Source organism: Variovorax sp. V116 (assembly GCF_041154435.1).
Classification (GTDB): domain Bacteria; phylum Pseudomonadota; class Gammaproteobacteria; order Burkholderiales; family Burkholderiaceae_C; genus Variovorax; species Variovorax paradoxus.
The window spans coordinates 3,561,883-3,580,493 of the sequence record NZ_AP028661.1 but is presented as its reverse complement, the minus strand read 5'-3'; the positions used below and the strand labels follow the sequence as shown (position 1 = coordinate 3,580,493).

Sequence of the window (18,611 nt, the reverse complement as noted above, 5' to 3'; positions counted from 1 at the left end):
GGGGGAGGGAGGAGCGACACGAAGTGCGCGGAGCCTGGGGGCGAGCTATAATGAATGGCTTTGCATGCCGCAAGGCGCACGGCAGGGGCAGTTCCAGCGCCTACCGCAAGTCAAACATCCCGGAACAAAGGAAATTCAATGATCGCAGCCTCCATCAAGGCCGAAGTCGTCAAGGACAACGCCCGCGCCGCCAACGACACCGGCAGCCCCGAAGTGCAAGTCGCACTGCTGACCGCCCGTATCAACGAGCTCACCCCCCACTTCAAGACGCACGCCAAGGACCACCACGGCCGTCGCGGCCTGCTGCGCATGGTGAGCCGCCGCCGCAAGCTCCTGGACTACCTCAAGTCCAAGGATGCCGACCGCTACACCGCGCTGATCGCCAAGCTGGGTCTGCGCAAGTAAATCGAATCGCATGAAAAAACGCCTGGGTTAGTCCGCTAGCTCAGGCGTTTTTTACTTCGCGATCCACTTTCGGAGTGCCAAAACAGAGCGAAGCTGTGTCATTCCAATGAAGTTCCCGCCGAGCTTCGCTGGAATGGCATCGTGTTCTGAGAAGCCTCCGTCCCTGCGGAACCTGCGCCCAATGCAGGTCATCCGCTCTCAAAACAGGAGCAAAACATGAGCCTCTTCAACAAAGTCACCAAGTCCTTCCAATGGGGCGACAAGACCGTCGTCATGGAAACCGGTGAAATCGCCCGCCAGGCCAGCGGCGCCGTGGTGGTCGACATCGACGGCACCGTGATCCTCGCGACCGTGGTCGCCTCCAAGACCGCCAAGCCGGGCCAGGACTTCTTCCCGCTGACCGTCGACTACATCGAGAAGACCTACGCCGCGGGCAAGATCCCCGGCAGCTTCTTCAAGCGCGAAGCCAAGCCCAGCGAACACGAAACCCTGACCAGCCGCCTGATCGACCGCCCGATCCGCCCGCTGTTCCCCGAGGGCTTCCTGAACGAAGTGCATGTGGTCATCCACACGCTGTCGCTCAACCCCGAAGTCGACGCCGACATCGCCGCCATGATCGGCGTGAGCGCCGCGCTGTCGATCTCCGGCATTCCGTTCAGCGGCCCGATCGGTGCTGCCCGCGTGGGCTACATCAACGGCCAGTACGTGCTGAATCCGGGCCAGACCGCCCGCAAGGATTCGCAGATGGACCTCGTCGTGGCCGGCACCGAAGCCGCCGTGCTGATGGTCGAGTCCGAAGCACAGCAACTCAGCGAAGAAATCATGCTGGGCGGCGTGGTGTTCGGCCATGAGCAGGCCAACATCGCGATCAACGCGATCCATGAACTCGTGCGCGACGCCGGCAAGCCGGTGTGGGACTGGCAAGCGCCGGCCGAAGACGAAGCCTTCGTCGCCAAGGTCAAGAGCCTGGCCGAGGAAAAGCTGCGCGCCGTCTACCAGATCCGCAGCAAGCAAGCCCGCACGCAAGCCCTGCGCGAAGCCAATGCCAGCGTGATGAACACGCTGAAGGAAAGCGGCGAGCCCTTCGACGCCGGCAAGGTCAACGACCTGCTGTTCGCTATCGAATCGAAGATCGTCCGCAGCCAGATCCTGTCGGGCGAACCGCGCATCGATGGCCGCGACACGCGCACCGTGCGTCCCATCGAGATCCGCAATTCCGTGCTGCCGCGCACCCACGGCTCGGCGCTGTTCACGCGCGGCGAGACGCAGGGCCTGGTCGTCACCACGCTCGGCACCGAACGCGACGCGCAGCGCATCGACGCGCTGGCCGGCGAGTACGAAGACCGCTTCCTGTTCCACTACAACATGCCTCCCTTTGCCACCGGCGAAGTGGGCCGCATGGGCTCGACCAAGCGCCGCGAAATCGGCCACGGCCGCCTGGCCAAGCGCGCGCTCGTCGCCGTGCTGCCGACCAAGGAAGAGTTCCCCTATACCATCCGCGTGGTGTCTGAAATCACCGAATCCAACGGCTCCTCGTCGATGGCCTCGGTGTGCGGCGGCTGCCTCTCGATGATGGACGCCGGCGTGCCGATGAAGGCCCACGTGGCCGGCATCGCCATGGGCCTCATCAAGGAAGACAACCGCTTTGCGGTGCTGACCGACATCCTGGGCGACGAAGATCACCTGGGCGACATGGACTTCAAGGTGGCCGGCACGACCAACGGCATCACCGCACTGCAGATGGACATCAAGATCCAGGGCATCACCAAGGAAATCATGCAGGTCGCACTGGCCCAGGCCAAGGAAGCGCGCATGCACATCCTCGGCAAGATGCAGGAAGCCATGGGCGAGGCCAAGACCGAGGTGTCGCAGTTCGCACCGCGCCTGACCACGCTGAAGATCAACCCCGAGAAGATCCGCGACGTGATCGGCAAGGGTGGCGCGGTCATCCGCGGCCTGCAGGAAGAAACCGGCACGACGATCAACATCGACGAAGACGGCACCATCACCATCGCCTCGACCGACCCTGAAAAGGCCGAGTTCGCCAAGAAGCGCATCGAGCAGATCACGGCCGAAGTCGAAATCGGCAAGGTCTACGAAGGCCCGGTCACCAAGATCCTGGACTTCGGCGCGCTCATCAACCTGCTGCCCGGCAAGGACGGCCTGCTGCACATCAGCCAGATCGCGCACGAGCGCGTCGAGAAGGTGACCGACTACCTGAGCGAAGGCCAGATCGTCAAGGTCAAGGTGCTCGAGACCGACGAAAAGGGCCGCGTCAAGCTGTCCATGAAGGCCCTGACCGAGCGTCCGGCCGGTATGGAATACAGCGAGCGTCCGCCGCGCGAAGACCGTGGCGACCGCGGTGACCGTGGCGGCGAGCGCCGCGAGCGTTCGGACCGCGGCGACCGTGGTGGCGATCGCGGCGAACGCGCTCCGCGTTTCAACAGCGAGCAGCAACAGCAGCCGCGCAGCAACGAGCAGCAGCCGGCACCCGTCGGCGAGCAGCCGTACGCACCGCGCGATTCGCAAGAGTAAGAAGGCAGGGCGCGGCGGCAGACATGCCGCTGCCGTCCCGCTTTCCAGTATTCGCTAACTACGCCCGGAAACGGGCGTTGCAGGCCAAAGACCATGAAAGCCATTGAAATCACTTCGTACGGCGCCCCCGAGGTGCTGCGCGCCGTGGAGCGCCCCGATCCGGTGGCCGGCGTGGGCGAACTGCTGATCCGCGTCGCGGCCAGCGGCGTGAACCGTCCGGACGTGCTGCAGCGCAAGGGGCACTACCCGGTTCCGCCGGGCGCCTCCGACCTGCCGGGCCTCGAAGTGGCCGGCGAGATCGTGTCGGGCGACGCCGCGGCCCTGGCCGAGGCGGGGTTCAAGGTCGGCGACCGCGTCTGCGCGCTGATCGCGGGCGGAGGCTATGCCCAGCTGTGCGTGGCGCCCGTGGCGCAATGCCTGCCGGTGCCCAAGGGCTGGAGCGACATCGAGGCCGCCTCGCTGCCCGAGACCTTCTTCACCGTCTGGAGCAACGTGTTCGAGCGCGGCCGCCTGCAAAAGGGCGAGACCCTGCTGATCCAGGGCGGAACCAGCGGCATCGGCGTGACGGCCATCCAGATCGCCAAGGCGCTGGGTGCCACCGTGATCGCCACGGCCGGCAGCGACGACAAGTGCGAGGCCTGCAAAAAGCTGGGCGCCGACCACGCCATCAACTACCGCACGAGCGACTTCGCCGAAGAAGCGAAGAAGCTCACCGGCGGCAAGGGCGTGGACGTGGTCCTGGACATGGTCGCGGGCGACTACGTGGCACGCGAGATCGAATGCATGGCCGAAGACGGCCGGCTCGTGATCATCGCGGTGCAGGGCGGCGTCAAGAGCGACTTCAATGCGGGCCTGGTGCTGCGCAAGCGGCTGGTGATTACCGGCTCCACACTGCGTCCGCGGCCGGTGGCCTTCAAGGGGGCCATTGCCAAGGCGCTGCGCGAGAAGGTCTGGCCGCTGCTCGAAAGCGGCGCGGTCAAGCCGGTGATCCACAGCACCTTTGCGGCCGATGGCGAACCCAGCGGGGCAGCGCAGGCGCATGCGCTGATGGAATCCAACCAGCACATCGGCAAGATCGTGCTGACATGGTGACGGACAACAACACGATGACCACGAAAAAGAAGCTGATCGCGGGCAACTGGAAGATGAACGGCAGCCTGGCTGCCAACGAGGCGCTGGTGAAGGCCCTGCAGCAGGGCCTGGCCGCGGCGCCGGCCAACTGCGGCATCGCGCTTTGCGCGCCGGCCCCGTATTTCGCGCAGCTGCAATCGCTGCTGGCGGGCTCCTCGGCCATGGCGCTGGGGGCACAGGACATCTCGGCGCATCCGCAGGGTGCGTTCACGGGCGAGCATTCGGCCACCATGCTGAAGGATTTCGGCGTGCGCTATGCCATCGTCGGCCATTCGGAGCGCCGCCAATACCATGGCGAGACCGATGAGGCGGTGGCGGCCAAGGCGGCGGCTGCGCTCGCGAACGGCATCACGCCGATCGTCTGCGTGGGCGAGACGCTGGCCGAACGCGAAGCAGGGCGCACCGAAGAAGTCGTCAAGCGCCAGCTGGCCGCGGTGATCCACGTCAATGGCCATTGCATCAGCGAGATCGTCGTGGCCTACGAGCCGGTCTGGGCCATCGGCACCGGCAAGACGGCCTCGCCGGAACAGGCGCAGGCGGTGCATGCCGTGCTGCGCGCACAGCTGCACCATGCCGCGAGCGAGCACGCCGCCGGCATCTGCATTCTTTATGGCGGCAGCATGAACGCGGCCAACGCCGCGCAGCTCCTGGCGCAGCCCGACATCGACGGCGGCCTGATCGGCGGCGCGTCGCTCAAGGCCCCCGACTTTTTGCAGATCATTTCCGCCGCTTCCCGCTGAACGCGGGCAGTGGCCGATATCAATTAGGAGTAAGAACGAATGAATGTGGTCCTCAATCTACTGGTCGGCGTGCAGATGCTGTCGGCCCTTGCAATGATCGGGCTGATCCTGATCCAGCACGGCAAGGGCGCCGACATGGGTGCGGCCTTCGGCAGCGGCAGCGCGGGCAGCCTGTTCGGTGCGAGCGGCAGTGCGAATTTCCTTTCGCGCACCACGGCAGTGCTGGCGGCGGTATTCTTTGCATGCACCTTGCTGCTGGCCTACTTCAGCCACGCACGGCCTGCGGGCGGCGGCAGCCTGCTGGAGCGCGCGGCCGTCGGTACGCCGGCAACGCCCGCTTCGGGCGCGGCAGGGCAGATTCCGGGCGGCACCTCGGGCGCGGCGCCTGCCGGTGCACCTGCTTCGGCGCCTGCCGCACCCGTTTCGGGCGCGGGCCAGATCCCGAACAAATAATCAAGTTGTTTTCATGAAGCTGTCAGTGAGAAACTGCTTCATTTCAGGGTAAACTCTAAAGCTGTTCGGAAAGCCAAACACCTTTCCAGGTACCTCATGCCATCCGAACAAAAAACCGCGGTCGTGGTGAAATTGGTAGACACGCTATCTTGAGGGGGTAGTGGCGAAAGCTGTGCGAGTTCGAGTCTCGCCGACCGCACCAAATCTCACCGGCAGAAAACCTCATCCAGAGTGTTTTCCTGCCGGTGGCAAGCGGTGAAAAATCTCCCGATGAACCTCGATTCCTATCTCCCCGTCCTCTTGTTCATTTTGGTCGGTGTCGGTGTAGGTGTCGCACCGCAAGTCATCGGCTACATCCTGGGTCCCAACCGGCCCGACGCGGCGAAGAACGCTCCCTACGAGTGCGGCTTCGAGGCCTTCGAGGATGCGCGCATGAAATTCGACGTGCGCTATTACCTCGTCGCCATTCTCTTCATCCTGTTCGATCTCGAGATTGCCTTTCTCTTTCCATGGGCCATTGCGCTCAAGGAAATCGGCGCCGTCGGCTTCTGGGCCATGATGATCTTTCTCGCCATCCTCGTCGTGGGCTTTGCCTACGAGTGGAAAAAAGGCGCGCTCGACTGGGAATGACAAGGAATCGACAAAATGGCCATTGAAGGCGTCATGAAGGAAGGCTTCGTCACCACCACCTACGACTCGGTGGTGAACTGGGCGAAGACCGGATCACTTTGGCCGATGACTTTCGGTCTGGCCTGCTGTGCCGTCGAAATGATGCACGCAGGCGCAGCCCGCTACGACATCGACCGTTTCGGCATGCTGTTCCGGCCCAGCCCGCGCCAGTCCGATCTGATGATCGTGGCCGGCACGCTGTGCAACAAGATGGCGCCGGCACTGCGCAAGGTCTACGACCAGATGCCCGAGCCGCGCTGGGTTCTTTCCATGGGCTCGTGCGCCAACGGCGGCGGTTACTACCACTACAGCTATTCGGTGGTGCGCGGCTGCGACCGCATCGTGCCGGTGGATGTCTACGTGCCGGGTTGCCCGCCCACCGCCGAAGCGCTGCTCTACGGCGTGATCCAGCTGCAGCAGAAGATTCGCCGCACCAACACCATTGCGCGCGCCTGAGGGATTGCCGACGATGACTGATTTTGCAATTTCGCCGGAGGTGCTGCGCGCCACCATTGCCGAGACGCTTGGCGCTCGCGCCAAGAGCGTGACGCTCGCACTGGGCGAGGTAACCGTAGTGGTTGCTGCCGACGCCTATATCGAGGCGGCCATGCTGCTGCGCGATGCGCCCGGCTGCCGCTTCGAGCAGCTGATCGACCTCTGCGGCATGGACTACTCCGACTACCGCGAAGGCGAGTGGCAGGGCGAGCGCTATGGCGTCGTCACGCACCTGCTGTCGGTGAGCCTCAACCAGCGCGTGCGCCTCAAGGTGTTTGCGCCGAACGAAGACCTGCCCGTGGTCGACTCGCTCCAGCCCGTGTGGAACGCTGCCACCTGGTTCGAGCGCGAAGCCTTCGACCTCTACGGCATCGTGTTCGAAGGCCACGACGACCTGCGCCGCATCCTGACCGACTACGGCTTCATCGGCCATCCGTTCCGCAAGGACTTTCCGGTGTCGGGCCACGTCGAGATGCGCTACGACGAAGAGCAGAAGCGCGTGGTCTACCAGCCGGTATCGATCGAGCCCCGCGAAATCACGCCGCGCGTGATCCGCGAAGACAACTACGGCAGCGGTTTGCACTGATATGGCCGAAATCAAGAACTACACACTCAACTTCGGTCCCCAGCATCCGGCCGCCCACGGCGTGCTGCGCCTGGTGCTCGAGCTCGACGGCGAAGTGATCCAGCGCGCCGATCCGCACATCGGCCTCCTGCACCGCGCAACCGAAAAGCTCGCCGAATCGCGCACCTTCATCCAGTCGCTGCCGTACATGGACCGTCTCGACTACGTGTCGATGATGAGCAACGAGCACGCCTACTGCCTCGCCATCGAGCGGATGATGGGCCTGGACGTGCCGATCCGCGCGCAGTACATCCGCGTGATGTTCGCCGAGATCACCCGGCTGCTGAACCACCTCCTGTGGCTCGGCGCACACGGCCTGGATTGCGGCGCGATGAACATGCTCATCTACTGCTTCCGCGAGCGTGAAGACCTGTTCGACATGTACGAAGCCGTGTCGGGCGCGCGCATGCATGCGGCGTACTTCCGCCCGGGCGGCGTCTACCGCGACCTGCCCGATGCGATGCCGCAGTACAAGGTCAGCAAGATCAAGAACGCGAAGGCGATCGAGAAGCTCAACGAGAACCGCCGGGGCTCGCTGCTCGACTTCATCGACGACTTCTGCAAGCGCTTCCCCGGAATGGTCGACGAGTACGAAACGCTGCTCACCGACAACCGCATCTGGAAGCAGCGCACCGTGGGCATCGGCGTCGTGACGCCGGAGCGCGCGCTGAACCTCGGCTTCACCGGCCCCATGCTGCGCGGCTCGGGCGTCGAATGGGACCTGCGCAAGAAGCAGCCCTACGACGTCTACGACCAGATGCAGTTCGACGTGCCGGTCGGCAAGACCGGCGACTGCTACGACCGCTATCTCGTGCGCGTGGAAGAAATGCGCCAGGCCAACAGGATCATCCAGCAGTGCTCGGCCTGGCTGCGCGCCAACCCCGGCCCGGTGATCACCGACAACCACAAGGTCGCCGCGCCCGCGCGCGAATCGATGAAGGCGAACATGGAGGAGCTGATCCACCATTTCAAGCTCTTCACCGAAGGCTTCCATGTGCCCGAAGGCGAAGCCTATGCCGCCGTCGAGCACCCGAAGGGCGAGTTCGGCATCTACCTGGTGAGCGACGGCGCCAACAAGCCGTACCGCCTGAAGATCCGCGCGCCCGGCTTCCCGCACCTCGCCGCCCTCGACGAAATGTCGCGCGGCCACATGATCGCCGACGCTGTCGCGGTGATCGGCACGATGGACATCGTGTTCGGCGAAATCGACAGGTGAGAAAGAGCGAATGACGACTTCCTCGACCCACCATGACACGGCGCCCTCGGCGCCTTCCGCTCCTCTGAAGCCCGCGATTCTCGAGCGCTTTGCGCGCGAGGTCGCCAAGTACCCCGAAGCCGGCAAGCAGTCGGCCGTGATGGCTTGCCTGGCCATCGTGCAGCAGGACGAAGGCTTCATCAGCATGCAGCGCGAGCGCGAGATCGCCGAGTACCTCGGCATGGCGCCGATCGCCGTGCACGAGGTCACGACCTTCTACAACATGTACAACCAGCATCCGGTGGGCAAGTTCAAGCTCAACGTTTGCACCAACCTGCCGTGCCAGCTGCGCGACGGCGTCACTGCGCTGGTCCACCTCGAGAAGAAGCTCGGCATCAAGATGGGCGAGACCACGGCCGACGGCATGTTCACGCTGCAGCAGAGCGAATGCCTGGGCGCCTGCGCCGATTCGCCCGTGATGCTGGTCAACGACCGCACCATGTGCAGCTTCATGAGCAACGAGAAGCTCGACCAGCTCATCGACGGGCTGCGTGCTTCCACCAAAGGGGAGGCCGCCTGATGTCGCCCGAACAAGTGCTCCAGCAATTCCAGGCCACGGGCGTCCAGACCTGTTTCCATGACCGCCACATCGAGCCGCAGATCTATGCCGGCCTGAACGGCACCAACTGGCGCCTGGCCGACTACGAGGCGCGCGGTGGCTACAAGGCGCTGCGCAAGATCCTCACCGAGGGCCTCACGCCCGACCAGGTGATCGCCGAAGTCAAGGCCTCGGGCCTGCGCGGCCGCGGCGGCGCGGGCTTCCCCACGGGCCTGAAGTGGAGCTTCATGCCCCGCCAGTTCCCGGGCCAGAAGTACCTCGTCTGCAACTCCGACGAAGGCGAGCCGGGTACCTGCAAGGACCGCGACATCCTGCAGTTCAACCCGCACATCGTGATCGAAGGCATGGCCATCGCCGCGTATGCGATGGGCATCAGCGTGGGCTACAACTACATCCACGGCGAGATCTTCCAGAGCTACGACCGCTTCGAGGAAGCCCTCGAAGAAGCGCGCGCCGCCGGCTATCTCGGCGACAAGATCATGGGCAGCACGTACAACTTCCAGTTGCACGCGGCCCACGGCTTCGGTGCCTACATCTGCGGTGAGGAAACCGCGCTGCTCGAATCGCTCGAAGGCAAGAAGGGCCAGCCGCGCTTCAAGCCGCCGTTCCCGGCGAGCTTCGGCCTCTACGGCAAGCCGACCACCATCAACAACACCGAGACCTTCGCGGCGGTGCCCTGGATCATCAACAACGGCGGCCAGGCCTACCTCGAATGCGGCAAGCCGAACAACGGCGGCACCAAGATCTACTCGGTGAGCGGCGACGTCGAGCTGCCGGGCAACTACGAGGTGCCCATGGGCACGCCGTTCTCCAAGCTGCTCGAACTGTGCGGCGGCGTGCGCAAGGGCCGCACGCTCAAGGCCGTGATCCCCGGCGGATCGTCGTCGCCGGTGCTGCCGGCTTCGATCATGATGGAATGCACGATGGACTACGACTCCATCGCCAAGGCCGGCTCCATGCTGGGCTCGGGCGCGGTGATCGTGATGGACGACAGCCGCTCGATGGTCGAGTCGCTGCGGCGCCTCTCGTACTTCTACATGCACGAATCCTGCGGCCAGTGCACGCCGTGCCGCGAAGGCACGGGCTGGCTGTACCGCGTGGTGGACCGCATCCACAACGGGCAGGGCAGGGCGTCGGACATGGACCTCTTGAACTCCGTGGCAGACAACATCCAGGGCCGCACCATCTGCGCGCTCGGCGACGCGGCGGCCATGCCGGTGCGCGCCATGATCAAGCACTTCCGTCACGAGTTCGAGGCCCTGATCCCGGGCTACGTCCCGAAGGCGCCGGTCCAAGCCTGAGCGCGAGAAGAAACATACTCATGATCGAAATCGAACTCGACGGCAAGAAGGTCGAAGTGACCGAAGGCAGCATGGTGATGCATGCGGCCGACAAGGCGGGCACCTACATCCCGCACTTCTGCTATCACAAGAAGCTCAGCATCGCGGCCAACTGCCGCATGTGCCTGGTCGACGTGGAAAAGGCGCCCAAGCCGATGCCGGCCTGCGCCACGCCCGTCACGCAGGGCATGATCGTTCGCACCAAGAGCGAAAAGGCCATCAAGGCGCAGCAGTCGGTCATGGAGTTCCTCCTGATCAACCACCCGCTCGATTGCCCGATCTGCGACCAGGGCGGCGAGTGCCAGCTGCAGGACCTGGCCGTGGGCTACGGCGGCTCTTCTTCGCGCTACGAAGAAGAAAAGCGCGTCGTCTTCCACAAGGACGTCGGCCCGCTGATCAGCATGGAAGAGATGAGCCGCTGCATCCATTGCACGCGCTGCGTCCGCTTCGGCCAGGAAGTGGCCGGCGTGATGGAGCTCGGCATGACCCAGCGCGGCGAGCACTCCGAGATCGAAACCTTCCTCGGCGATTCGGTCGACTCCGAACTGTCGGGCAACATGATCGACATCTGCCCGGTCGGCGCGCTCACGAGCAAGCCGTTCCGCTACAGCGCCCGTACCTGGGAACTGTCGCGCCGCAAGTCGGTGAGCCCGCACGATTCCACCGGTTCCAACCTGATCGTCCAGGTCAAGAACAACCGCGTGATGCGCGTGGTGCCGCTCGAGAACGAAGAAGTCAACGAGTGCTGGATTGCCGACCGCGACCGCTTCTCGTACGAAGCGCTCAACGGCCCCGAGCGCCTCACGCAGCCCATGCTCAAGCAGGGCGGCCAGTGGCAGCAGGTCGACTGGCAGACCGCGCTCGAATATGTGGCCAATGGCCTCAAGCAGATCAAGGCCGACCACGGTGCGCAAAGCATCGGCACGCTGGTGAGCCCGCACAGCACGCTCGAAGAGCTGCAACTGGCCGCCATGCTCACGCGTGAGCTCGGCAGCGACAACATCGACTATCGCCTGCGCAATGCCGAATTCACGGCCTTCGAAGGCGTGCGCTGGCTCGGCACCTCGATTGCATCGCTCACGCAACTGCAGCGCGCGCTGGTCGTCGGTTCGAACCTGCGCAAGGACCATCCGCTGTTCGCGCAGCGCATCCGCCAGGCCGTGCGCAAGGGCGCCGCGCTGTCGGTGATCACCTCGGCCGGCCTGATGGCCGACCGCGACGCGTGGGCCATCAGCGTGGCGCAGTCGACCATCGCCGAGGCCGGCCAGTGGGTCGAGGCACTCGCTGCCGTCGCTGCCGCCATCGGCAAGACCAACGGCGCGACCGCCCCGCTGGCACCCAGGAACGAGCCCGACGCCGCCGCACAAGCCATCGCAGCCTCGCTGCTCGGCGGCGAGCGCAAGGCCATCCTGCTCGGCAATGCCGCCGCCCACCATGCAGAGGCCAGCAGCCTGCTGGCCCTTGCCAACTGGATCGGCGCGCAGACCGGCGCCACCGTCGGCTACCTGACCGAAGCCGCCAACACCGTGGGCGCGCAGCTCGTCGGCGCGTTCCCGAAGAACGGCGGCCTCGATGCCGGCCGCATGCTGGCCGCGGGCTCGGGCCTCAAGGCCGTGCTGCTGCTCAACAACGAACCGGTGTTCGACTCGGCCGCGGGCGCCGCAGCCGCCGACGCCATCGGCAATGCCCAGATGGTCGTCACGCTGAGTCCCTTCAAGGCCAACCTCGAGTTCAGCGACGTGCTGCTGCCGATCGCGCCATTCACCGAGACGCCGGGCACCTTCGTCAATGCCGAAGGCCGCGTGCAGGGCTTCCATGCCGTCGTGAAGCCGCAAGGCGAGACGCGTCCGGCCTGGAAGGTGCTGCGCGTGCTGGCCAACCTGCTCGGCCTGCCGGGCTTTGCATTCGAATCGACGGCTGACGTGCTGCGCACCATCGGCGACAGCGGCGCCGTGCCGGCCAACGCGCTGGACAACGCCACCGCCGCCAAGGCCGTCGCTTCCAGCGGTGCCGCTCCCGCGCCCGTGGTTGCGAGCATCTATCAACTCGACTCGATCGTGCGCCGCGCGCCGTCGCTGCAACTCACCGCCGATGCGCGCAACGCATCGGCTGCTCCGGCCCGTGCCGAGGAGGCATTGGCATGATCGACGCAGTGCATGCTTTCGGCCAGGGACTGGTCCACGCGGGCTGGTGGACGGGCCTGGCCTGGCCCGTGATCTGGACGCTGATCAAGATCATCGTGGTCGTGCTTCCGCTGATGGGGGCCGTGGCCTACCTCACGCTGTGGGAGCGCAAGGCGATCGGCTTCACGCAGATCCGCATCGGCCCGAACCGCATCGGACCGCTGGGCCTGCTGCAGCCCATCGCCGACGCGCTCAAGCTGATGACCAAGGAAATCATTCTTCCGACGGTCGCCAACAAGGGCCTGTTCCTGCTCGGCCCGATCATGACCATCATGCCGGCGCTGGTCGCATGGGCCGTGATTCCCTTCGGCCCCGACGTGGCGCTGGCCAACATCAACGCCGGCCTGCTGTTCGTGATGGCCATCACCTCGCTCGAGGTCTACGGCGTGATCATCGCGGGCTGGGCATCGAACTCGAAGTACGCCTTCCTGGGCGCGCTGCGCGCCTCGGCACAGATGGTGAGCTACGAGATCGCGATGGGCTTCTGCTTCGTCGTGGTGCTGATGGTCTCGGCCAGCCTGAACATGACCGACATCGTGACGGGGCAGGGCAAGGGCACCTTCGCCGACATGGGCATCGGCTTCCTGTCGTGGAACTGGCTGTCGCTGCTGCCGATCTTCGTCGTCTACTTCATCTCGGGCCTGGCGGAAACCAACCGCCACCCCTTCGACGTGGTCGAAGGCGAGTCCGAGATCGTTGCGGGCCACATGATCGAGTACTCGGGCATGAGCTTCGCGATGTTCTTCCTGGCCGAGTACGCCAACATGTGGCTGGTCTCGATCCTGTGCACCGTGCTGTTCCTCGGCGGATGGCTGCCGCCGTTCGAGTTCCTGAGCTTCATCCCGGGCTGGATCTGGCTCGGTGCCAAGACCTTCTGCGTGGTCACCATGTTCCTGTGGGTCCGATCCACCTTCCCGCGCTTCCGCTATGACCAGATCATGCGGCTCGGCTGGAAGATCTTCATTCCGGTCACGCTCGTGTGGCTGGTCGTGGTCGGTGCCTGGATGCAGACCCCGTTCAACATCTGGAAATAACTGGAAGCGCCAACATCATGACTGCTGCGCATACCGCCGGCGCGCTCGCGCGCCCTTCCAAGCTCGCATCCGCGCCGTTCTCGCTCAAGGACTTCCTGGGCAGCTTCATGCTGTTCGAGCTGTTCAAGGGCCTGGCCATCACCGGCAAGTACGCCTTCGCCCGCAAGATCACGGTGCAGTTCCCCGAAGAGAAGACGCCGCTGTCGCCGCGCTTTCGCGGCCTGCACGCGCTGCGGCGCTATGAGAACGGCGAAGAGCGCTGCATTGCCTGCAAGCTCTGCGAAGCCGTGTGCCCGGCGCTGGCCATCACCATCGAATCCGATGTGCGCGACGACGGCTCGCGCCGCACCACGCGCTACGACATCGACCTGACCAAGTGCATCTTCTGCGGCTTCTGCGAAGAGAGCTGCCCGGTCGATTCGATCGTGGAAACCCACATCTTCGAATACCACGGCGAAAAGCGCGGCGACCTGTACTTCACCAAGGACATGCTGCTGGCCGTGGGCGACCGCTACGAAAAAGAAATTGCAGCGAACAAGGCGGCCGACGCCAAGTACCGCTGATCCCGCTCAGCCCGAACCCCGTACCAATTCGAATTCCAATGGACGTCAAGACCGGTCTGTTCTATCTGTTTGCCGCGGTGCTGCTGTTCGCAGCCTTCCGCGTCATCACCGCCCGCAATCCCGTGTACGCCGCGCTGTACCTGGTGCTGGCCTTCTTCCAGGCTTCGGCGATCTGGCTCTTGCTGCGCGCCGAGTTCCTGGCGATCTCGCTGGTGCTCGTCTACGTGGGGGCGGTGATGGTGCTGTTCCTGTTCGTCGTGATGATGCTGGACATCAACGTCGACGGCCTGCGGCAGGGCTTCTGGAAGCACTTTCCGCTGGCAGCCGGCGTGGGCGCGCTGATTGCGCTCGAAATGGCCGCCGTGCTGATGGGCGGCTTCCGACTGGAGGCACCGCGCGCCGGTGCCGCCGCGGCAGCCCACGGCTCGAACACGCTCGAGCTCGGCAAGCTGCTGTACTCCGAGTACCTGTATCCGCTGGAGATCGCGGCCGTCATCCTGCTCGTGGCGATCGTGGCGGCCATTGCGCTCACGCTGCGCACCCGCAAGGACAGCAAGTACGTCAACCCCTCCGACCAGGTGCGCGTGAAGGCGCGGGACCGCGTGCGCATCGTGCAGATGCCGGTCACGCGCGCCGCCGAACCCGTGGTGGAAGCACCCGCAGACGCAGCTGCGGCAAAGGAAAACAAGGCATGACGCTCACGCTCGGACACTTCCTATCGCTCGGCGCCATGCTCTTTGCGCTGTCGGTGATCGGCATCTTCCTGAACCGCAAGAACCTCATCGTGCTGCTGATGGCCATCGAGCTGATGCTGCTTGCGGTGAACATGAACTTCGTGGCGTTCTCGTACTACCTGGGCGACATGCACGGCCAGATCTTCGTGTTCTTCATCCTGACGGTGGCCGCGGCCGAGTCGGCCATCGGCCTTGCGCTGCTGGTCCTGCTGTTCCGCAACAAGTCGAACATCAACGTGGACGAACTCAACTCGCTCAAGGGTTGAAAGCAACATGAGCGCAACCCTTTCCGCATCCACCCTGCTGGCCGTTCCGCTGGCACCCCTGGTCGGCGCCGTCGTCGCCGGCCTGTTCGGCACCAAGTTCGGCGGCAATCACATCGGCCGCAAGGTCACGCATTCGCTGACCATCCTCGGCGTGCTCGTCGCCTTCATCATCTCGGCCATGACGCTCAAGAGCGTGGTGGCCGACGGCGCCCGCTTCAACGCCACCATCTATGAATGGATGGTGGTGGGCGGCCTGAAGATGGAAGTCGGCTTCCTGGTCGACGGCCTCACGGCCATGATGATGTGCGTGGTGACCTTCGTCTCGCTGATGGTGCACGTCTACACCATCGGCTACATGGAAGAAGACGAGGGCTACAACCGCTTCTTCGCCTACATCTCGCTGTTCACCTTCTCGATGCTGATGCTCGTCATGAGCAACAACATGCTCCAGCTGTTCTTCGGCTGGGAGGCGGTGGGCCTGGTGTCGTACCTGCTGATCGGCTTCTGGTTCAACAAGCCGACCGCGATCTTCGCGAACATGAAGGCCTTCCTGGTCAACCGCGTGGGCGACTTCGGCTTCATCCTGGGCATCGGCCTGATCGCCGCCTACGCCGGCACGCTGAACTACGGCGAAGCCTTCGCCAAGGCCAACACGCTGGCCGGCATCACCTTCCCCGGCACCGAGTGGATGCTGGTGACCGTGATCTGCATCTGCCTGTTCATCGGCGCCATGGGCAAGAGCGCGCAGTTCCCGCTGCACGTGTGGCTGCCCGACTCGATGGAAGGCCCGACGCCCATCTCCGCGCTGATCCACGCCGCAACCATGGTGACGGCCGGCATCTTCATGGTGGCGCGCATGTCGCCGCTGTTCGAACTCAGCGACACGGCCCTGAGCTTCATCCTGGTGATCGGTGCCATCACGGCGCTGTTCATGGGTTTCCTCGGCATCATCCAGAACGACATCAAGCGCGTGGTCGCGTACTCGACGCTCTCGCAGCTGGGCTACATGACGGTGGCGCTCGGTGCCTCGGCCTACTCGGTCGCGGTGTTCCACCTGATGACGCATGCCTTCTTCAAGGCGCTGCTGTTCCTTGGCGCGGGCTCGGTGATCATCGGCATGCACCACAACCAGGACATCCGCTGGATGGGCGGCGTGCGCAAGTACATGCCGATCACCTGGATCACCTCGCTCCTGGGTTCGCTCGCGCTGATCGGCACGCCGTTCTTCGCCGGCTTCTACTCGAAGGACAGCATCATCGAAGCGGTGCACGAAAGCCACCTGTGGGGCGCGCAGTTCGCCTACTACGCGGTGCTGGCGGGCGTGTTCGTGACGGCGTTCTATTCGTTCCGCATGTACTTCCTGGTGTTCCACGGCAAGGAGCGCTACGACCAGAACCCCGACGCGCACCACCACGACGAACATGCGGAGCACGACGACGACCATGGCCATGGCCACAAGCCGCACGAATCGCCCTGGGTGGTGTGGCTGCCGCTGGTGCTGCTGGCGATCCCGTCGGTGGTGATCGGCTTCATGACGATCGAGCCGATGCTCTTTGGCGAGTTCTTCAAGGACGCCATCGCCGTCGACGCAAACAAGCACCATGCCATGACGGAGCTCGCAGAAGCCTTCCACGGCCCGATGGCCATGGCGATCCATGGCCTGCAGACCCCGCCGTTCTGGCTGGCCCTGGCCGGCGTGGTGCTCTCGTTCTACATGTACATGGTCAACCCGGCGCTGCCGGCCGCGATCAAGCGCGCCTTCGGCCCGGTCTACCGCCTGCTCGACAACAAGTACTACCTCGACTGGATCAACGAGAACATCATCGCCCGCGGTGCGCGTGCCTTCGGCACCGGGCTGTGGAAGGGCGGCGACCAGGCGCTGATCGACGGTGCGGTGGTCAACGGCTCGTGGAAGGTGGTTGGCCGCGTCTCCGGCGCGGTGCGCTGGCTGCAGTCGGGCTACATCTATCACTACGCCTTCGCGATGCTGCTCGGCATCTTCATCCTGATGACGTACTTCGTCTGGTTCAAACGCTGAGCTTTAGCGCTGGAGAAAAACAAAAATGGGTTTGTTGAGCCTTGCCATCTGGGTGCCGATCGCATTCGGTGTCGCGTTGCTGGCGTTCGGCCGTGACGAGCATGCCAGGGGCGTGCGCTGGGTCGCGCTGGTCGGCGCGATCGTGAGCTTCCTGGTGACCGTGCCGCTTTACACGGGCTTCGAGAACGGCACTGCCGCGATGCAGTTCGTCGAGAAAGGCAGCTGGATCGCGCGCTTCAATGTCAACTACCACCTGGGTGTCGACGGCCTGTCGCTCTGGCTGGTGCTGCTGACCTCGTTCATCACCGTGGTGGTCGTGATCTCGGCCTGGGAAGTGATCACCGAGCGCGTGAACCAGTACATGGGCGCGTTCCTGATCCTCTCGGGCTTCATGATCGGCGTGTTCGCCGCGCTGGACGGCATCCTGTTCTACGTGTTCTTCGAAGCCACGCTGATCCCGATGTACCTGATCATCGGCATCTGGGGCGGCCCGAACAAGATCTACGCGGCCTTCAAGTTCTTCATCTACACCTTGCTCGGCTCCCTGCTGATGCTGGTGGCGCTGATCTACCTGTACAACAAGTCGGGCGGCAGCTTCGACATCCTGAGCTGGCACAAGCTGCCGCTGGGCTCGACGGCGCAGACCTTCCTGTTCTTCGCGTTCTTTGCCGCCTTCGCCGTCAAGGTGCCGATGTGGCCGGTCCACACCTGGCTGCCGGACGTGCACGTCGAGGCGCCGACCGGCGGCTCGGCCGTGCTGGCCGCGATCATGCTGAAGCTCGGCGCCTACGGCTTCCTGCGCTTCTCGATGCCGATCGCACCCGATGCCTCGCACGAATGGGCCTGGCTCATGATCGCGCTGTCGCTGATCGCGGTGATCTACGTCGGCCTGGTGGCGCTGGTGCAGGAAGACATGAAGAAGCTCGTGGCCTACTCGTCGGTTGCCCACATGGGCTTCGTGACGCTCGGCTTCTTCATCTTCAACGAGCTGGGCGTGTCCGGCGGCATCGTGCAGATGATTGCCCACGGCTTCGTCTCGGGCGCCATGTTCCTTGGCATCGGCGTGCTCTACGACCGCGTGCATTCGCGCCAGATCGCCGACTACGGCGGCGTGGTCAACACCATGCCCAAGTTCGCCGCGTTCGCGCTGCTGTTCGCCATGGCCAATTGCGGCCTGCCGGGCACCGCCGGTTTCGTGGGCGAGTGGATGGTCATCCTGGGTGCGGTCAAGTCCAACTTCTGGATCGGCGCCGGCGCCGCCACCGCGCTGATCTTCGGCGCGGCCTACACCCTGTGGATGTACAAGCGCGTGTACCTCGGCCCGGTCGGCAACGACCACGTCAAGGAACTCACCGACATCAATGCCCGCGAATTCCTGATGCTGTCGCTGCTGGCCATTGCCGTGCTGTGGATGGGCATCCATCCGAAGCCGTTCACCGATGTGATGGACGCTTCCGTGACCGAGCTTCTTCGCCACGTGGCGATCTCGAAGCTGCCCTGATATGACCCCCACGTTTGCGGCTACGCCGCTGCTCTGCCCCCCGAGGGGGCCCTGGACCGGCTTGGGGCGGCCCTGCGCCGTCCAG

The 18,611-nt window shown here is 64.5% G+C and carries 18 protein-coding genes and 1 tRNA gene; all 19 read left to right on the top strand.

Annotated features, from left to right (window positions below):
• Positions 1-138 precede the first annotated feature (138 nt).
• The 19 genes from rpsO to ACAM58_RS16955 all read left to right on the top strand — a co-directional run bounded on the left by rpsO (position 139) and on the right by ACAM58_RS16955 (position 18,526).
• Positions 139-405, top strand: a complete 267-nt coding sequence (gene rpsO / locus ACAM58_RS17045; RefSeq protein ID WP_007837783.1) for a 30S ribosomal protein S15 — start codon at positions 139-141, stop codon at positions 403-405.
• Positions 406-621: 216 nt separating this feature from the next.
• Positions 622-2,940: a polyribonucleotide nucleotidyltransferase gene (gene pnp, locus ACAM58_RS17040; RefSeq protein ID WP_012748611.1), complete on the top strand. Its 2,319-nt coding sequence runs from the start codon at positions 622-624 to the stop codon at positions 2,938-2,940.
• A 93-nt stretch (positions 2,941-3,033) separates the two neighbouring features.
• Entirely contained in the window at positions 3,034-4,032 is a 999-nt protein-coding gene (locus ACAM58_RS17035; RefSeq protein WP_012748610.1) for an NAD(P)H-quinone oxidoreductase, read from the top strand.
• Between the two features lie 14 nt (positions 4,033-4,046).
• The gene (gene tpiA, locus ACAM58_RS17030) at positions 4,047-4,811 is read left to right on the top strand and encodes a triose-phosphate isomerase (RefSeq protein WP_369663140.1); all 765 of its coding nucleotides are present in this window, start codon (positions 4,047-4,049) and stop codon (positions 4,809-4,811) included.
• A gap of 39 nt (positions 4,812-4,850) precedes the next feature.
• Positions 4,851-5,264 (top strand): preprotein translocase subunit SecG, encoded by a 414-nt coding sequence (secG, locus tag ACAM58_RS17025; RefSeq protein WP_012748608.1) that lies wholly within the window; start codon positions 4,851-4,853, stop codon positions 5,262-5,264.
• 117 nt (positions 5,265-5,381) lie between these two features.
• A tRNA-Leu gene (locus ACAM58_RS17020) sits at positions 5,382-5,466 on the top strand.
• Between the two features lie 68 nt (positions 5,467-5,534).
• A complete protein-coding gene (locus tag ACAM58_RS17015) occupies positions 5,535-5,894 on the top strand; it encodes an NADH-quinone oxidoreductase subunit A (RefSeq protein ID WP_012748607.1) in 360 nt (119 codons plus the stop codon).
• Between the two features lie 15 nt (positions 5,895-5,909).
• Positions 5,910-6,389, top strand: a complete 480-nt coding sequence (locus ACAM58_RS17010) for an NADH-quinone oxidoreductase subunit B family protein (protein ID WP_012748606.1) — start codon at positions 5,910-5,912, stop codon at positions 6,387-6,389.
• Between the two features lie 13 nt (positions 6,390-6,402).
• Positions 6,403-7,014 carry an NADH-quinone oxidoreductase subunit C gene (locus ACAM58_RS17005; RefSeq protein WP_012748605.1) on the top strand — a complete coding sequence of 204 codons (612 nt, stop codon included), beginning with the start codon at positions 6,403-6,405 and terminating at the stop codon, positions 7,012-7,014.
• Between the two features lies 1 nt (position 7,015).
• The gene (locus ACAM58_RS17000) at positions 7,016-8,269 is read left to right on the top strand and encodes an NADH-quinone oxidoreductase subunit D (protein WP_369663139.1); all 1,254 of its coding nucleotides are present in this window, start codon (positions 7,016-7,018) and stop codon (positions 8,267-8,269) included.
• Between the two features lie 10 nt (positions 8,270-8,279).
• A complete protein-coding gene (gene nuoE / locus ACAM58_RS16995; RefSeq protein ID WP_012748603.1) occupies positions 8,280-8,828 on the top strand; it encodes an NADH-quinone oxidoreductase subunit NuoE in 549 nt (182 codons plus the stop codon).
• Positions 8,828-10,168, top strand: a complete 1,341-nt coding sequence (nuoF, locus tag ACAM58_RS16990; RefSeq protein WP_369663138.1) for an NADH-quinone oxidoreductase subunit NuoF — start codon at positions 8,828-8,830, stop codon at positions 10,166-10,168. Before nuoE ends, nuoF begins: the two co-directional genes overlap by 1 nt.
• 20 nt (positions 10,169-10,188) lie before the next feature.
• Positions 10,189-12,351: an NADH-quinone oxidoreductase subunit NuoG gene (nuoG, locus tag ACAM58_RS16985; protein WP_369663137.1), complete on the top strand. Its 2,163-nt coding sequence runs from the start codon at positions 10,189-10,191 to the stop codon at positions 12,349-12,351.
• Positions 12,348-13,424, top strand: a complete 1,077-nt coding sequence (gene nuoH, locus ACAM58_RS16980; protein ID WP_012748600.1) for an NADH-quinone oxidoreductase subunit NuoH — start codon at positions 12,348-12,350, stop codon at positions 13,422-13,424. The genes nuoG and nuoH overlap by 4 nt, the downstream gene beginning before the upstream one ends.
• A gap of 17 nt (positions 13,425-13,441) precedes the next feature.
• Positions 13,442-13,987 carry an NADH-quinone oxidoreductase subunit NuoI gene (nuoI, locus tag ACAM58_RS16975; RefSeq protein ID WP_012748599.1) on the top strand — a complete coding sequence of 182 codons (546 nt, stop codon included), beginning with the start codon at positions 13,442-13,444 and terminating at the stop codon, positions 13,985-13,987.
• Positions 13,988-14,025: 38 nt separating this feature from the next.
• Positions 14,026-14,682 carry an NADH-quinone oxidoreductase subunit J gene (locus tag ACAM58_RS16970; protein ID WP_018905854.1) on the top strand — a complete coding sequence of 219 codons (657 nt, stop codon included), beginning with the start codon at positions 14,026-14,028 and terminating at the stop codon, positions 14,680-14,682.
• Positions 14,679-14,987, top strand: a complete 309-nt coding sequence (gene nuoK / locus ACAM58_RS16965) for an NADH-quinone oxidoreductase subunit NuoK (RefSeq protein WP_012748597.1) — start codon at positions 14,679-14,681, stop codon at positions 14,985-14,987. Before ACAM58_RS16970 ends, nuoK begins: the two co-directional genes overlap by 4 nt.
• Positions 14,988-14,994: 7 nt before the next feature.
• On the top strand, positions 14,995-17,025 hold the full coding sequence (gene nuoL, locus ACAM58_RS16960; protein WP_307596623.1) for an NADH-quinone oxidoreductase subunit L: 2,031 nt from the start codon (positions 14,995-14,997) through the stop codon (positions 17,023-17,025).
• A gap of 25 nt (positions 17,026-17,050) precedes the next feature.
• Positions 17,051-18,526, top strand: coding sequence for an NADH-quinone oxidoreductase subunit M (locus tag ACAM58_RS16955; RefSeq protein WP_012748595.1), 1,476 nt, complete (start codon positions 17,051-17,053; stop codon positions 18,524-18,526).
• The last annotated feature ends 85 nt before the right edge of the window (positions 18,527-18,611 follow it).

What these genes read in the sequence shown, in the direction of transcription:
- secG (WP_012748608.1), top strand. Translation starts at nt 4,851, where the DNA reads ATGAATGTGGTCCTCAATCTACTGGTCGGCGTGCAGATGCTGTCGGCC.
- ACAM58_RS17015 (WP_012748607.1), top strand. Translation starts at nt 5,535, where the DNA reads ATGAACCTCGATTCCTATCTCCCCGTCCTCTTGTTCATTTTGGTCGGT.
- nuoI (WP_012748599.1), top strand. Translation starts at nt 13,442, where the DNA reads ATGACTGCTGCGCATACCGCCGGCGCGCTCGCGCGCCCTTCCAAGCTC.
- nuoE (WP_012748603.1), top strand. Translation starts at nt 8,280, where the DNA reads ATGACGACTTCCTCGACCCACCATGACACGGCGCCCTCGGCGCCTTCC.
- nuoG (WP_369663137.1), top strand. Translation starts at nt 10,189, where the DNA reads ATGATCGAAATCGAACTCGACGGCAAGAAGGTCGAAGTGACCGAAGGC.
- nuoK (WP_012748597.1), top strand. Translation starts at nt 14,679, where the DNA reads ATGACGCTCACGCTCGGACACTTCCTATCGCTCGGCGCCATGCTCTTT.
- ACAM58_RS17010 (WP_012748606.1), top strand. Translation starts at nt 5,910, where the DNA reads ATGGCCATTGAAGGCGTCATGAAGGAAGGCTTCGTCACCACCACCTAC.
- ACAM58_RS17005 (WP_012748605.1), top strand. Translation starts at nt 6,403, where the DNA reads ATGACTGATTTTGCAATTTCGCCGGAGGTGCTGCGCGCCACCATTGCC.
- pnp (WP_012748611.1), top strand. Translation starts at nt 622, where the DNA reads ATGAGCCTCTTCAACAAAGTCACCAAGTCCTTCCAATGGGGCGACAAG.
- nuoL (WP_307596623.1), top strand. Translation starts at nt 14,995, where the DNA reads ATGAGCGCAACCCTTTCCGCATCCACCCTGCTGGCCGTTCCGCTGGCA.
- tpiA (WP_369663140.1), top strand. Translation starts at nt 4,047, where the DNA reads ATGACCACGAAAAAGAAGCTGATCGCGGGCAACTGGAAGATGAACGGC.
- ACAM58_RS16970 (WP_018905854.1), top strand. Translation starts at nt 14,026, where the DNA reads ATGGACGTCAAGACCGGTCTGTTCTATCTGTTTGCCGCGGTGCTGCTG.
- nuoH (WP_012748600.1), top strand. Translation starts at nt 12,348, where the DNA reads ATGATCGACGCAGTGCATGCTTTCGGCCAGGGACTGGTCCACGCGGGC.
- ACAM58_RS17035 (WP_012748610.1), top strand. Translation starts at nt 3,034, where the DNA reads ATGAAAGCCATTGAAATCACTTCGTACGGCGCCCCCGAGGTGCTGCGC.
- nuoF (WP_369663138.1), top strand. Translation starts at nt 8,828, where the DNA reads ATGTCGCCCGAACAAGTGCTCCAGCAATTCCAGGCCACGGGCGTCCAG.
- ACAM58_RS16955 (WP_012748595.1), top strand. Translation starts at nt 17,051, where the DNA reads ATGGGTTTGTTGAGCCTTGCCATCTGGGTGCCGATCGCATTCGGTGTC.
- ACAM58_RS17000 (WP_369663139.1), top strand. Translation starts at nt 7,016, where the DNA reads ATGGCCGAAATCAAGAACTACACACTCAACTTCGGTCCCCAGCATCCG.
- rpsO (WP_007837783.1), top strand. Translation starts at nt 139, where the DNA reads ATGATCGCAGCCTCCATCAAGGCCGAAGTCGTCAAGGACAACGCCCGC.